Here is a 14,421-nt window from a genome sequence, read left to right as displayed (position 1 = left end):
CTCGTGCGGCGGGATAGTTCCCCACAGCCAGTGGGAATGATGCGCGCTGGCAACATTGAAGAGTTTTCTTTCCGCTTGCGGCGGTGCGGTAAGTATCTCGTCTTGCAAGCTGCCTGCATCAGGGAGGATGATCTTGGAAACACGAAGTAACGAATTGTAGTGGGACAGATTGTAAGCTCTGCGACGTGGTGCGCAGAGGGGAAATGTTGAGGACGTCGAGCACGTAGATTTGCGGGAATCTTCGTGGATCGCAGTGGGGGACTCGGATGAGTGGCGATGGCGTTTCGGGTAACAAGGTCGGGAGGCTTCTCGCCTTCGGCGTGATGGGTCTGGGCGCGGCGCTCGCCTCGTCTGGGTTCGCTGACCGCGCGGCGGCTGCAGACCGGCGGGGCTCATCCGGCGGCGTCATCGTCAGCGAGATGAACGACGTCCAGCGGGTCAAGCTCGTCCTCAACAAGTCACGTACCTTCAAAGTCGACACGGCCTTTGCGACGATCGTGGCGGGCTCGTCTGACATCGTCGACGTGAAGTCGCTGAGCGATCACCTCATCTACGTGCAGGGCAAGCAGACCGGCACTACCAACGTCATCCTGTTCGACAGCTCGATGAAGCAGATCGGGATTCTCGACGTCGAGGTCGTGATCGATACCGGCAATCTGCAGCAGAACATCCGGACCAGCACCGGCGGGCAAGGTATCCGCGTGTCGGCTTCCGAGGGCCAGGTGGTGCTCAGCGGGGTCGCGGCCGACGCAGTTACGGCCGAGCGGGCCATGGCGATCGCCACCAGCACGGTCGCGAAAGGGGGGTCGTCGTCAACGCGATGAGCGTCGCGGCCCCGCAACAGGTGATGCTCGAGGTGCGCTTTCTCGAGGTCAACCGAGAAGCCGGCCGCAACCTCGGTGTCAATCTTTATGCGGCCAATGCCAACGGCACGAACGTTGGTAACACCGGGCTGGGTCGTGTGACCGCCGCCGGTCGATCACCGATTGGTGGGATCAATACCGCCAACGGTCCTCTCGGTGCCGGGGGAGGGGATGTCGGCGCTCCCCCGACGGGTAGCCTTCCGGTCCTAGGAACTCTGGGAACGCTCGCCGGTACAGCGGGGGGCATCGCGCCGGCCCCGTTCGGAAGCTTGTTGACCAGCATTGTCAGAACCAGCAGCGGCGGCTCGGTGGACCTATTGATCTCGGCGCTGGAAACCAAGGGGTTGGCACGCCGGCTGGCGGAGCCAAATCTGACCACGCTGTCCGGCGATGCCGCGCGCTTTCTTGCCGGCGGTGAGTTTCCGGTACCGATACCGACCCAGACAACAAACGGCTTTCCCACCATCACGATCGACTACAAGAAGTTCGGTGTTGAGCTCGCCTTCGTCCCCACTGTGCTCTCGCGCGGTGTGATCAATCTTCGGGTCGAGCCGTCGGTCAGCGAACTTGATTTCGCCAACGCGGTGACGATCCAGGGGACGACCGTTCCTGCGCTGACCCGTCGCGACGCGCGAACCACGGTGGAGTTGCGCGATGGCCAGAGCTTTGCCATCGCCGGCCTGTTGCAGACCCGCAATCGCCAGGACGTTTCGCAGTTGCCTTGGATCGGCTCGGTGCCGGTGATTGGAAGCCTGTTCAGCAGCAAATCTTATCAGCAGGAAGAAACCGATCTGGTGATCATCGTGACGCCGCGCCTGGTCGCGCCGGCGGCGCCCGGTCAGCAATTGGCCTCGCCGCTCGACTCCCGCCTGCCGGCCAACGACGTCGACTTCTTCCTCAATGGTCAGATGGAAGTCCGCAAGCGTTACAATGACTACGTCAATTCCGGAGGCGAAGTGAAGGGACCGTATGGCCACATCATCGCGCCTGAAGTCCGGGCCCCCATCGTCGTCCCGGCCGCTAGTGCCGATCAGACGGTCGTCAAAACTCTAAACTAAAGGACGCGCGAGATGACGATCAGGCATCTGGTTCTGTTTGCGCCCATCCTGCTCGGGGGATGTTACGGCGTCGCCGGTCATGACGAGGTGGACCGCTACTTTCAGCGTTCCAACAGCATCACGATGACCGCCGGCGATGCCAAGCAGGTCAACGCCGTGACCCATACCATCCACCCATGGCCGCGATACGTGGGCGATCGCCGGATCGCATATGACGCGCGACGTGTGGGCTCGGCCGTGACGCGCTACGGCAACCAGCAACAGCCGGTGGATCAGCTTCCCGATAACGGTGATCCGACGAAACTAATGGGCCAGCGCCCGCCCGTCACGCAGAATGTCAACGTAACTGGATTGGGAGCGGGAGCATCGTCGGGCATATCGGTGCCAGTCGGCGGGGCAGGGGGCAGGTAGCGGCTTTTGGTAGTTGAGTTCAGCGACGGGACATTGAGTGCGGTGCAGTGAGTCCGCTGGGCCGGGCGGGGGATAAAAAATTATGCGACGTGCCATTCTACTGCTGACCTGTTGCTGGCTGGCGCCAGGCCTTGCGGCATGTGACCAGACCACGAGGGTGGCTGCCGTCGTGGCTCCCGTCGACCCACCGGGTGGGGACCCGGTGCAGGAGCCGACCGACGTCAAGTACTACCCGTCGGACGAGCCTGTGCGGCTGGGGCTGGAGCATTACAATCGCGGCAGTTACGGGCTCTCACAGCGCTATTTCAAGGACGCCGTCGAGAAATCACCCAAGGACGTCACCGGCTGGATTGGTCTCGCAGCGAGCTACGACAAGCTGCGTCGTTTCGATCTGGCCGATCAGGCCTATGCGCAAGCGATCCGGCTGGGAGGCGAAACCGTTCAGATTCTGAATGACCAGGGATATTCGTACATGCTGCGCGGCAATCTGAATGCAGCGCGACGGAAATTCGAGAAGGCCTATTCGCTCGACCCAGGTAATCCGGTCATCGCCAATAACCTCGAGCTTCTCAATGGCAGCCGGCGGTTCATTGAAAGACCACCAAACAACCAGCCATAAGCAATCGACCGGATACTGCGATCACGGCCAGTTCTCGTCAATTTGGCCCAATCACAGCATCAGCGTGACGGCTGCCGCTGCGGACGATGACAACAACGCCATTGCGAACGGTAAATCGTGCGCCGAGCAGTTTCCGCACCTTCTCCGTGATCGGAGAGGGAAACGGAACGGTGTCTCCCACGACGGGTTCGCCGACCTTGATCGTCTCAGTCGCGGAGCCTGCAACTGGTGCAGGCTTGATATAGTCTCGGACAAGCTGAATCTCTTCACGTGATAGGATGAGCGGAGCCTGGTCAGGACGGGTCTCCGACGGCGGCTTGGATGTTTCACTGCTTGCTTTTTCACGTATCTCATTGGTGCTTGCGATCTGATCGAGCCTGGCTACGCGTAGCTTGAGCGCGATGATGTCACGTTGCAGTGCTGCGATCTCCAATTTGCGCGCGTTGGCCTGCATGAAGACAATGATCGCGCAAACGCAGCCCACGACAAAGCCGACGCTCAGCAATGCGATCAACCACCGCTCAAAGTTTCCCATCGACCGTCCGGCCGTCCGGGGGAGTTGTTCGCGCTGGAGATGGCTCCGCCAGATGCGGCGTGCTCGGTGCATCCAGTCGGTAGAGCCCGTTACGCTTGCCGCCGGCCGGCCTGACCCAAAATGCGCGGGCGACGAGGCGGCTTCCTCTCGGGCCGGATCAACTAACGACGCCGTGTCGACTTGCTCAAGCTCTAGATCCTCGGGGACGCGATCCTCGGTAGTCAGATGAGCGGCAGGGTGGAAGGGATCCATCTGCTTATCGAGCCGGCCCATCTCCATTCTCCGTGGAGCCATCTATCAACTTCAGCAGTTCCGCCGACGCGGATAGAATAGGGTACCTGAAGATTGGATCAATCGGAACGAAAAAGGCGCCAGGCCGCGCCGTGAACCGTTCTGAGGATAGCTTCAGGAGATAGGGCACCAACAGATGCCAAGTTTCGCCCCGCGAATGCACGTTCCGACCACGCGGACCATAGACAGTGCAATGAGGCACCATGTCGTGCGACGAATGCCCAATTTCAGCTGGTTAAGCCCAGGGTGCGACCGGTACGTTATTGGTTGTTCTACCGCTGTGGCTGTCTCTTAATGAGCCGCTTTATCGGGTTCTTCAGACGCTTACGCCAAGGCGCTTGCATGCGTGATAGCGCGCGCCATGACTAAGCGAATCTGAAGGGCAGCTGCGTTGCTCGATCGATCGCTAGCTGCCCCCTTTTCATTTGGAAACACTAGCCAACCTACTGAAATTACTGGAGCGTGTTTCGACCATTTTTTCCAAATGCGCCTTGAAATCACTATATAATCGAGCAGGTTTTGATTCCGCCATTCGGAGGTTCGATCCCTCCGGCCCCAGCCAGCGCTTAGCTCTCGGCGCTTACTCGGTCGCTTCCATATGGTTTTGGTCCACGACCCGCAGCGTCCGTCGCACCATGCCCTCGACAATGACCGCCGATTCGCTTGGACGCAGATGGATCGCCGTGGACCTGAGCAGCCATGGCAACACCGCCTGCTCAAGCCGCTCCTCATAGGCGTGGCGCATCATGTCGAATGCCATCAGGCCCGGACCCGCCAGGATGACATGGTGCGGCCGCAGCACGGATATCGTTGCTGCGACCGCCTCGGCGAGCGCGCGACCCGCCTGCAGGAATAGGTGCTCGAGACGCGGATCGCCGCCCAGCGCGCGCTCGCGCAACAGGGCCATCTGTCCCTCCGATGGCTGCTGCGAGTCTGCCGGCGGCAGATCGAGAAAGGTGCGGGCGTCGCGGTAGAGCGCGTAATCGGCAAGATAAGCCTCGATGCAGCCGCGCTGGCCGCAGCGGCATTGCGGCCCGTCCGGCGCCAGCTTGACATGGCCGATCTCGCTGCCGGCGCCCCAGCGTGCTTCACCATCGGCAACGACGCCCATCCCGATGCCGTGACCGACCATGATCGTGGCCGAGAGGCCTTGCGCCAATGCCGGTTCGGCGGCCGTGAGGGCGAGCGCGACCGCGACAGCGTCGTTCGCCATGACGACATCGACGCCGAACGCCTGACGTATCGGCGTCGCCAGATCGACTTCGGTGATCGACAGCGCGGGACTCCACAGTGTCGTGCCGGTGTCGACGTTCACGATGCCTTGCAGCGCAATCCCGATTCCCAACAGCCGATGGCGCGGCGTCGCCGTCGCATCGAGCAGCGCATTGATCTGCGCAATCACGAGATCGCGCAGCGCGCCTGCATCGAGCGCGCGCGTCGACAGTGCAAGTCGCGACTGCGCGACGCCGGAGCCCCGGAAATCCGCGATCAGCGTCTCGATCAGGTTCATGCGCACGGAGACCGCGGCGATGCGCCCGAACTCCGGATTCAGGGTCAGCAGCACGGCCGGCCGGCCGCGGCGGCGGCCATTCAGCCCGTCCGCATCTTCTTCCTCGCCGTCCTCGGACCACGGCGTTGCCGCCGTCTCGCTCTCACAGAGTAGCTCTTCTGCGATCAGCCGCGACGTCAGGCCGGAAACGGCCGGGAAGCTCAGCCCTGTACTCCGGGCGAGCGCCACGCGCGGCAGCGGCCCTTGGCGTCGCAAGACATCGACGAGACGGCCGCGGTTGGATTCACGGGCGGTGTTTGACACGCGTCTGGACGGCTCAATTTGGTCAACCATGCTGCCTCTTTAATTCATCAGGTAAATTTAATTGAGGGGATGGGATGCGTGTGTGACCGGAAAAGCACAATCGGATTCGGTTTTCAGCAGCCATATTTACTATTATCGTACCATCTGTACTATTTAGACTTGAAGAAGGGGCAAGTACATCCTGATCCGGCTGATTTGCCCTGCGGCATTTGTTCGCGACGTAAATAAAAGATAGCGCATAAGCGCTGTGAAACCCCTGAACGGGGGTGACCCAAGGGAGGTGTACATGAACAGATCGCTGAAGAAACTAATGGTGTCGCTGTTTGCGACCGCAGCTGCGCTGGCCATCGCCACGGGGGCGGCGCAGGCCCAGCAGAAAAAGACCATCGCGCTGGTCACCAATGCCGCGGCCGATTTCTGGACGATCGCCGGCCGCGGGCTCGAAAAGGCTCAGAAGGAGCACCCGGAATACGACATCCAGTTGATCGTCACCAACGAAGCGACGGCGGCGGGCCAGCGGCGCGAGCTGGACGACCTGCTGGTGCGCGGCGTCGCCGGCATCTCCATCTCGGTCGACGATGCGCCGCACGCAACCGAAGAGCTCAACAAGGTTGCGGCCAAGACCGTGTTGATCACGACGGATAGCGACGCGCCGCAGAGCAAGCGTCTCGCCTATATCGGCACCGACAACGTCGCGGCCGGGCGCCAGGCAGGCGAGGAGATCAAGAAGGCGTTGCCGAACGGTGGCAAGATCGCGCTGTTCGTCGGCACGATGGACGCGGACAACGCCCGCGAGCGGGTGCAGGGTATCAAGGACGCGATCGCCGGCACCAAGGTCGAGCTGGTCGACGTGTTCACCGATCAGGTGGACTTCGCCAAGGCCAAGGCGAACATGGAGAACGTGCTGGTCAAATATCCCGACATCGCGCTGTTGTCCGGCCTCTGGAGCTACGAGACTCCGCTGATCTATGACGCAGTCAAGGCGGCGGGCAAGGCCGGCAAGGTGAAGATCGTCGGCTTCGACGAGGATCAGCGCACGCTGCGGGGAATATCCGACGGGACGATCGAGTCCACTGTCGTGCAGCAGCCGTACGAGTTCGGGTATCTCTCCGCCATCAACATCATCAAGACGCTGAACGGCGACAAGTCCTGGATTCCGGCTGATAGCAAGCTGATCGTGCCGACCCAGGTGGTCAGCAAGTCCAACGTTGCGGAGTTTACCGCTCATCTGAAGGAGCTGCTGAAGAAGTGACTTCAGCGTGCTTCACGGCCCGGCCGCCGCGGTGGCCGGGCTTTGGGCGGGAGGGAAGCGGAGAGATGGCAGAGACACTGCTGGAGCTCAGCGGGATCAGCAAGACCTATCCCGGGGTCAGGGCGCTCGACGACGTCAATCTGCGCGTCTATCGCGGCGAAGTGTTGGGTTTGATCGGCGAGAACGGCGCCGGCAAATCGACGCTGATGCGCGTGCTGGGTGGCGTGATCGCGCCGAGCGAAGGCGTGATCCGCATCGGCACCAGCGAGTATGCCCGAACCACGGTGACCGAGGCGACGCGGGCCGGCATCGCCTTCGTGCACCAGGAGCTGAACTTGTTCGAGAATCTCGACGTCGCAGCCAACGTGTTCATCGGGCGCGAGAAGCTGATGGGCGGGCCGCTGAAGCTGGTGGACAATGCCGAGATGCGTGCTCGGGTGACCCCGCTGCTGGAGCGGCTGGGTGCCGATTTCGCGCCGGATACGCTGGTCGAAGACCTCTCCATCGCCGAGCGGCAAATGGTGGAGATCGCCAAGGCGCTCTCGATCGACGCCCGCGTGATCATCATGGACGAGCCGACCTCCAGCCTGACGATCTCGGAGACCGAACGGCTGCTGGAGGTGATTGCCGATCTGAAGGCGCACGGCATTTCGGTGATCTATATCTCTCACCGGCTCGGAGAGATCATGACCTGCGCCGACCGCGTCGTGGTGCTGCGTGACGGTCGCACCGTGGGAGAACTGGCGCTGAACGAGCTAAGCCATGCCGCGATGATCCGGTTGATGATCGGTCGCGACCTCAAAGCGCTGCATACCCCGCCGAAACAGGCGCCGCAGCCGGGCGGCTGCGATATCGTCGGCGTCGTGACGTCGGCCTTTCCCGACCGGCAGGTTGATCTTTCCGTGCGGCATGGCGAGATCCTGGGACTGGCGGGGCTCGTGGGCGCTGGCCGCACTTCTCTTGCCCGCGCCGCCTTCGGCATTGACCCGCTGCTGGGCGGCGAGATCAGGATCGACAACGCACCGGTCGCTGTCGCATCGCCGCGCGACGCGATCAGCCAAGGCATCTATCTGGTGCCGGAGGACCGCAAGAAATCCGGGCTCGTGCTGGAGCTGCCGATCCGCGAGAACATGACGCTGGCGAGCCTATTGGATCACGCGCGGATGTGGCTGGTCAGCGGCGCGGCCGAGCGCAAGGTCGCGAAGCAGCAGGTGAGGCGCCTCTCCATCAAGGCGCCAAGCATCGATATGGAGGCCGTGACGCTCTCCGGCGGCAACCAGCAGAAGGTCGTGCTCGGCAAATGGCTGTCCATGCAGCCGCGCGTGATGTTCTTCGACGAGCCGACCCGCGGCATCGACGTCGGCGCCAAGGGCGAGATCTACGCGTTGATGCGCGAGCTTGCCGACCAGGGCGTCGCGATCGTGATGATCTCCTCGGACATGGAGGAGGTCATCGGCGTCTCCGACCGCGTGGCGGTCATGCATGAAGGCGGCGTCAGCGGCGTGCTCGAGCGGGAGCAGTTCAGCGAATACAACGTGTTGCGACTGGCCATGGGCCAGGCGCGGGAAACCGCGGAAGCGGCCGCGCCATGATCAGGAAAGAGCTCGGTCTGGCATTGCTGCTGGTGGTGATCGCCGCCATCACGGGCGCGATCAATCCCGCCTTCCTGTCGCTGGTGAACCTCTTGAACATGGCCAATCTGATCGGCCTCTTCGGTGTGTTCGCGCTCGGCGAAGGGCTCGTGATCATCACCGGCGGCATCGACCTGTCGCTCGGCTCGATGTTTGCGCTGCTCGGCGTCGTGTTCGTCGATCTTCTGACGACCTACCAGGTGCCGTGGCCCCTGGCGCTGCTGGCAGTGCTGCTGGGCGGGCTGGTGCTCGGCGGCATCCAGGGGTTCCTGATCACCCGCCTGAAGATGCAGCCCTTCATCGTGACGCTGTGTGGGTTGCTGATCTATCGCGGCGCCGCGCGCTATTACACGAGCGATTCGACCCGTGGCTTCGGTTACGGCGACGAGGCGGCGACACTGAGCAACATCGCCTCGGGCAATTTGGCGGGAATCCCGAACACCTTCATCCTCCTGATCATCCTTGCGCTGATCCTTGGCGTGCTGCTGCACCGCTCGGTCTACGGGCGCTGGCTTTATGCCGTCGGCAAGAACGAGGAGGCGGCACGCTTCTCGGGCATCAACACCAATATCGTGATCGCAACCGCCTATATCATCAGCGGCGGACTCGCCGGAGTTTCGACGGTCTTGTTCGTGTTCTACACGAACTCGGTGTCGCCGAGCTCCTTCGGAAATTTCTACGAGCTCTACGCGATTGCGGCCGCCGTGCTGGGCGGGTGCAGCCTGCGCGGCGGCGAGGGGTCCATTCTCGGTATCGTGCTGGGCACGGCGCTGCTGCAGGTGCTGCAGAACCTGGTGAATATCCTGGGCATCCCGAATTCGCTGAACTTCGCGGTGATGGGGACGGTCATTCTGATCGGCGTGTTGGCGGATCAGCAATTGCAGGCGCGACGGCGGCGCAAGCTGGCACTGGCCGGCGTCGCCCGCACTGCGCCGAAATCGACATTGGCGGAGCAAGTCCAGGGCACGTCACCGCGCGCCGCGGATGCATTGCCGGCGAGAACGGTTGATCGGGCATGACAGATCCACGCTCCAGTTGACACAAGGCTGCCTGGTCGGCGGCCGCTGGGGGAGGGAGCGCGTTCCAGGCTCGAGGGCTTTGGGCAGGGGCGTGAGGCGAAACAAGCAAAGCCTGAGACGGCGGGAGGACGAGTAAAATGTTGCGCAGGTTTATGAACACCGCAGGGGTGTGCGGTGTGGGGATTGCTTTCTCATCGCTGTTTTGCGGTGGAGTGTATGCGGCCGACTTTTCGACGAAAGCTGCGCCTGTTCCTTATGCGGCTGACGATTTCTGGACGAGACCGTATCTGTTCGGCGATCTCGGCAGGACCAGGCTGAAGGAGCAGGGCATCGATATCGGCCTGACGCTCGGTAACGAATCGGTCGGCAATGTCTCCGGCGGAAGCAGGAATACCGCGGCCAACGCCGGCCAGTTGTGGTTCGGCGCGAAGCTGGACATGGGAAAACTCGCCGGCATCCCCGGCGGCACCGTCGGTCTCACGCTGGTCGACCGCTTCGGCAAAAATCTGAATACCGAAGCGGACATTCCCGCCCTGCAGCTGACCAACGAAGTGTTCGGCCGCGGCAATATTCTGCGCCTGACGCAGCTCTATTACTCGCAGAAGCTTTTCGATGACCGCCTTGAACTCAAGGGCGGCCGTCTTCCGGTCGGCTCCGACTTCTTCTTCGGCCTGTGCGAGTTCATCAACCTGACCTTCTGCGGCGGTCAGCCCGGCAACATCCAGGGCGGCTACATCTACAATTGGCCGGTGAGCCAGTGGGCCGGTGTCGTCCACTACAAGATCGCGCCGGAATTCACGGTGTCGGTCGGTGTCTACGATGCCAATCCGGGTTACCTGACGACGTCAGACCCGGGCGTCTACTTCTTGCCCGGCATTCCCGCCTCGAACCCCGCCAGTGGCGTGATGGTGCCGGTGGAGTTGGTCTGGACGCCGAAGGGCCCCTTGACCGGGACCTGGAGACTCGGCGGCTGGTACGACAGCGCCTCGTCCATTGATGGCGGCCTTCCGGGTGTTATCGGCACCATCCCGGGCGTCGGTGGTGTGCCCGATCAAAATATCAGCGATCAACGCGGCCGCTACGGTGTCTACGAATCGATCCTGCAACGATTGACCGTTGACGGTCCCGGTGCGGTAGGTTGGTACACCTTCCTCAATACGACCGTTGCCGATCACCGGACCTCGTACCAGGATTACCAGATCGCCCTGGGCTTCAGGCATACCGGAACGTTCTCCTGGCGTGCCCAGGACGAAGTCGGCTTCGCGGTCGGCACGACGCACGTGAACACGGCTGCCCTCAGTCCGAACGCCGGCGGCAACGAAGTGCCGCTTGAAGTCTGGTACGGATGGCAGGCGACCGGCTGGCTGAACCTCAAGTTCGACGCTCAGTATGTCATCAATCCCGGTGGGCGCGGCTATAACGCGGCGGGCGTGAAGACCGACAACGCCGTGGTTCTTGGCATGCGCACCGAGGTCCACTTCTGACGGGACGCTCACCCGTCTGATGCGAAAGGTGGGGCATGCCCGTCCCACCGGAGCGCACGCAACGTGTGGCGGCTCCACTCAGCGGAGCCGCCCGGGACTTGGTTATCACCTATCCCTCGTATTGATCCGGTCCCATCGCCCAAGACGCCTGATCGTGACCGAACGCGTAATTGCGGTTGTTGATCGCCGGATTGCGATTGACCATCGGCCGCATGAACATCGGGTGGGTGGCGCTGCGCACCTCGTGCTCGACCGTGAACAGCGGCTTGCCGCTGTCGAGATCGACGATGTCGCAGAAGCGGTACTGGTACTGATTGTCCTCGCGCGAGATCAAATCGCGCGCCAGCAGCTTGCGGTAAGGGCCGGAAAAATCGGTGATGTACATCTGCACATGGTGGCCGTCATAGTCGCCTTGCGGCCGATCGGTCTCGCGAAACAACAGATGCTGGTCGCGGCCGGTCTTCACGGCGGCAACCGTACCGTCGCCGTTCCATAACTCGGATGGCATGCCCATGATCTCGGGGTAGAAGGCGCAGATGCGAGCGGCCGATCCCACCGGCACGTCGAACTCGACATAGGGAACGCCGAGCGCGACACGGCCGAAGCGCGCGGCGTCGGGCTCGTAGCAGCGCAGGCGGTTGCCCCACGGACAAATCGCCTCGACATGGTCGTTATGCTCGGCGAAGGCGAACGCGGTGCCCTCGAGCTTTTTGGCGACCGACGCCAATCGCGCCAGCAGCGCCTCGCGGCCCGCGATGACGAGTCCGACATGACCGCGCAGCACCTGCGGCCGGCCGCTCGGCAAATGAAACTGGCTCCGTCCGGCGTTGATCCACATGTTGGTGTCGGACACCATCAGATACGGATCCCGGGTGAGCCCGAGACCTGCGACATAGAACAGCGTGGCGAGGCGCTGGTCCGGGACCTGGATGTTGACGTGCTCGAAATGGATCGCGTTGCCGAGATCTTCTTTGGATCGATCGAATTGTTGCGGCATGGACGGGGCTCTGATGGGGGAGGGACAGGTCCATACTAGAGCACAATTTCCGCCAGTCGAAATGATTCGCCGATCACATCTCGAGGGTGGGGCATGGCGTCCATTGCCACCTTGCCGCAAATGCCAATCCCTGTAAGCTGACAAAAAGCACAAAGGAAAGAGATCGATGGGAGGGGTTCTGGCGGGCGTCCGCGTTCTTGATTTCGGGCGCTATATCGCGGGGCCCTATTGCGCGACCTTGCTGGCCGAATTCGGCGCCGAGGTCATTCGCGTGGAGAAGCGCGACGGCAGCGAGGATCGTTTCGTGGCGCCGGTCGGCGAAACTGGCGAAGGCGCGCTGTTTCTTCAAGTCAACCGCAACAAGAAGTGCCTCACGCTCGATCCGATGAAGCCGGAAGGACAGGAGGTGATGCGCCGCCTGATTGCGACCGCGGACGTGGTCGTCGCCAATTTGCCGCCGCAGACCTTGGGCGCGATGAAGCTCGACTACGATTCGCTCAAGGCGATCAAGCCGGACATCATCCTGACGACGGCCACCGCGTTTGGCGGGCCGGGGCCATGGTCCGACCGTGTCGGCTTCGACGGTGTCGGCCAGGTCATGTCGGGCTCGGTGTACATGACGGGCGCCGGCGATCCACCCTACCGGGCCGCGGTCAACTGGGTCGATTTCGGGACCGCGCTACATTGCGCGTTCGGCACGCTCGCCGCACTGATCGAGCGCGGCAAATCCGGGCGCGGGCAGATCGTCGAGGGCGCGTTGCTCGCAACCGCCTTGTCCTTCACCAACGCGACGCTGATCGAGCAGGCCGTCATCAACGTCAATCGCGTGCCGACAGGCAATCTCGGCCAGACCGCGGCGCCCGCCGACATCTACCGCACCAGGGACGGCTGGGTGCTGTGCCAGGTCACGGGGCATCCGCTGTTCAAGCGCTGGGCGAAACTGATGGGCGAGGAGGAGGTCTGGCTGAACGATCCGCGCTTTGCCGACGACATCAGCCGCGGCAACAATGGCCCTGTCATCAGCGAGCGCATGGCGCGCTGGTGCGCCGAGCGCACCACGCAGGAAGCCGTCGACACCCTGGGCAAGGCCATGATTCCGACCGGCCCCGTGCTGAGCCCGCAGCAGGCGCTGGATCATCCGCACGTCCGCGCCGCCGGATTCATGCAGGACGTCGACTATCCAGGTCTGCCGAAGCCCGCACCGGTGGCACGCGCCGCCGTCCGCCTGTCGGAAACGCCCGGCGAAATCGCGATGCGCCCGCCCACGCTCGGCGAGCATACCGATCTTATCCTGACCGAGCTCGGCTACGACAAGGCCGCGATCGCGGCGCTCCGGCAAGGCGGCATCGTCTAGCGGTGAACAACGGCACCTGCACGGCGGCTTGCCGTCGTGATCGCCGCGCTTTGCCGCACGCTGAGCAATTGCTTCAACGCCTGTGCATCGGCCGGCGCCGCGCTCTTCTGGTCGTTGTCGAAATAGACGTAGACGTCGCAGCCCTGCCGCTTCCAGGATTTGATGCGCCGCGCCCATTGCGCCAGCGTTGGTTTCGTATAGTGCCCGTGATAGCGCCCGCTGGGCCCGTGCCCGCGCACATAGACGAAATCCGCCGTGCGCTTCCATGGCGCGGGCGCGTCGTGATGATCGGACAGGCACAGCGAGATGTTCTCGTCGGCCAGCATCCGCAAGATGCGCGGCTGATACCAGCTCGGATGACGGAATTCGAAACTGTAACGCCGCTTCCGCGACAACAGCTTGAAGAAGCCGGCGAGGCGGTCCGCGTCGGCCTCGAATTGCGGCGGGAGCTGGAACAGGATCGGGCCGGCCTTGCCGCCGAGCCGTGAGATGCGATCCTCCAGCAGTTCGAGGCTGTTCACCGAGCGATCCGACAGGCGCTTCCAGTGCGTGATGAATTTCGAGGCCTTCCAGGCAAAGACGAAATCGCGGCCGGTCTGCTCCCGCCAACCCTCGACGGCCTCCGGCGTCGGGGTGCGGTAGAACACCCCGTTCAGCTCGGTGGTGTCGAACTGTCCGGCGTAGTAGCTCAGCTGCTGCTTCAGCGTCACGCCCTTGGGAAAGAACGGGCCTCGCCAGGAGGCGTAATGCCAGCCGGAAGTTCCGATCAGAACGCGCGCCATGTTCGACGTGTCCATCCATTGCGATTTGCCGGATGGGAACGTCCGTGCGGCCGATACGTTGCTCGTGAGCTTGATCAACGCAGGACCGGAACCGATGTACGCGCTGTTCGAAGGCAACAAGCAGATCGGCGATCCCTTTCCGACGGAGAAGGAGGTGTGGGAAGCCGCCTTGATCGAGGGGCTGGTAACCGACGTACCGGTCGCGGACGAGGAGGGCGGCCGCCTTCTGCCCGCCGGCTATCACGTCGCGCAGGTCGAGGAGACGTTCGAGCCGAAGCCCGGCTGGAAGTTGCCGCGCGAGATCTCGTGAGC

At 62.8% G+C, this 14,421-nt stretch carries 14 protein-coding genes; 10 read left to right on the top strand and 4 right to left on the bottom strand.

All coding sequences use genetic code 11. The features are described from left to right. The first annotated feature begins 266 nt into the window (after positions 1-266). From AB3L03_RS08190 to AB3L03_RS08175, 4 genes are all read left to right on the top strand, one after another. Positions 267-824, top strand: a complete 558-nt coding sequence (locus AB3L03_RS08190) for a pilus assembly protein N-terminal domain-containing protein (RefSeq protein ID WP_368508420.1) — start codon at positions 267-269, stop codon at positions 822-824. After that, positions 821-1,921, top strand: a complete 1,101-nt coding sequence (locus AB3L03_RS08185) for a type II and III secretion system protein family protein (RefSeq protein WP_368508419.1) — start codon at positions 821-823, stop codon at positions 1,919-1,921. The genes AB3L03_RS08190 and AB3L03_RS08185 overlap by 4 nt, the downstream gene beginning before the upstream one ends. A gap of 12 nt (positions 1,922-1,933) precedes the next feature. Then, the gene (locus AB3L03_RS08180) at positions 1,934-2,332 is read left to right on the top strand and encodes a hypothetical protein (protein ID WP_018458253.1); all 399 of its coding nucleotides are present in this window, start codon (positions 1,934-1,936) and stop codon (positions 2,330-2,332) included. Positions 2,333-2,501: 169 nt separating this feature from the next. Further along, a complete protein-coding gene (locus AB3L03_RS08175) occupies positions 2,502-2,951 on the top strand; it encodes a tetratricopeptide repeat protein (RefSeq protein WP_368508418.1) in 450 nt (149 codons plus the stop codon). A 37-nt stretch (positions 2,952-2,988) separates the two neighbouring features. Here the strand turns inward: AB3L03_RS08175 and AB3L03_RS08170 are convergent, their stop codons facing one another. Next, positions 2,989-3,759 (bottom strand): hypothetical protein, encoded by a 771-nt coding sequence (locus tag AB3L03_RS08170; protein WP_368508417.1) that lies wholly within the window; start codon positions 3,757-3,759, stop codon positions 2,989-2,991. A 598-nt stretch (positions 3,760-4,357) separates the two neighbouring features. Next, complete coding sequence (locus AB3L03_RS08165; RefSeq protein WP_026233544.1) at positions 4,358-5,620, bottom strand: ROK family protein; 1,263 nt, start codon at positions 5,618-5,620, stop codon at positions 4,358-4,360. A gap of 256 nt (positions 5,621-5,876) precedes the next feature. Here AB3L03_RS08165 and AB3L03_RS08160 point away from each other — a divergent pair, with 256 nt between their 5' ends. The 4 genes from AB3L03_RS08160 (at position 5,877) to AB3L03_RS08145 (ending at position 10,976) form a co-directional block, all read left to right on the top strand. Next, the gene (locus tag AB3L03_RS08160; protein ID WP_368508416.1) at positions 5,877-6,842 is read left to right on the top strand and encodes a sugar-binding protein; all 966 of its coding nucleotides are present in this window, start codon (positions 5,877-5,879) and stop codon (positions 6,840-6,842) included. 65 nt (positions 6,843-6,907) lie between these two features. Continuing rightward, a complete protein-coding gene (locus AB3L03_RS08155) occupies positions 6,908-8,434 on the top strand; it encodes a sugar ABC transporter ATP-binding protein (protein ID WP_247404635.1) in 1,527 nt (508 codons plus the stop codon). Next, positions 8,431-9,492, top strand: a complete 1,062-nt coding sequence (locus AB3L03_RS08150) for an ABC transporter permease (RefSeq protein WP_204510524.1) — start codon at positions 8,431-8,433, stop codon at positions 9,490-9,492. Before AB3L03_RS08155 ends, AB3L03_RS08150 begins: the two co-directional genes overlap by 4 nt. A gap of 137 nt (positions 9,493-9,629) precedes the next feature. Further along, on the top strand, positions 9,630-10,976 hold the full coding sequence (locus AB3L03_RS08145; protein WP_368508415.1) for a carbohydrate porin: 1,347 nt from the start codon (positions 9,630-9,632) through the stop codon (positions 10,974-10,976). 109 nt (positions 10,977-11,085) lie between these two features. Here the strand turns inward: AB3L03_RS08145 and AB3L03_RS08140 are convergent, their stop codons facing one another. Further along, a complete protein-coding gene (locus AB3L03_RS08140; protein WP_368508414.1) occupies positions 11,086-11,973 on the bottom strand; it encodes a VOC family protein in 888 nt (295 codons plus the stop codon). Positions 11,974-12,139: 166 nt separating this feature from the next. On the opposite strand from AB3L03_RS08140, the gene AB3L03_RS08135 reads away from it, so the two are divergent. Further along, positions 12,140-13,327 (top strand): CaiB/BaiF CoA-transferase family protein, encoded by a 1,188-nt coding sequence (locus AB3L03_RS08135; RefSeq protein ID WP_018458263.1) that lies wholly within the window; start codon positions 12,140-12,142, stop codon positions 13,325-13,327. Here AB3L03_RS08135 and AB3L03_RS08130 read toward each other — a convergent pair. Beyond that, a complete protein-coding gene (locus AB3L03_RS08130) occupies positions 13,324-14,109 on the bottom strand; it encodes a DUF72 domain-containing protein (RefSeq protein ID WP_085352054.1) in 786 nt (261 codons plus the stop codon). The genes AB3L03_RS08135 and AB3L03_RS08130 overlap by 4 nt on opposite strands. Here AB3L03_RS08130 and AB3L03_RS08125 point away from each other — a divergent pair. Next, positions 14,108-14,419, top strand: coding sequence for a hypothetical protein (locus AB3L03_RS08125; RefSeq protein ID WP_018458265.1), 312 nt, complete (start codon positions 14,108-14,110; stop codon positions 14,417-14,419). The genes AB3L03_RS08130 and AB3L03_RS08125 overlap by 2 nt on opposite strands. Positions 14,420-14,421: the final 2 nt, after the last annotated feature.

It is taken from the genome of Bradyrhizobium lupini (genome assembly GCF_040939785.1).
Lineage (GTDB): Bacteria > Pseudomonadota > Alphaproteobacteria > Rhizobiales > Xanthobacteraceae > Bradyrhizobium > Bradyrhizobium canariense_D.
Note: the sequence above shows the minus strand (reverse complement) of the source record. Positions and strands in the feature narration are given on the sequence as shown.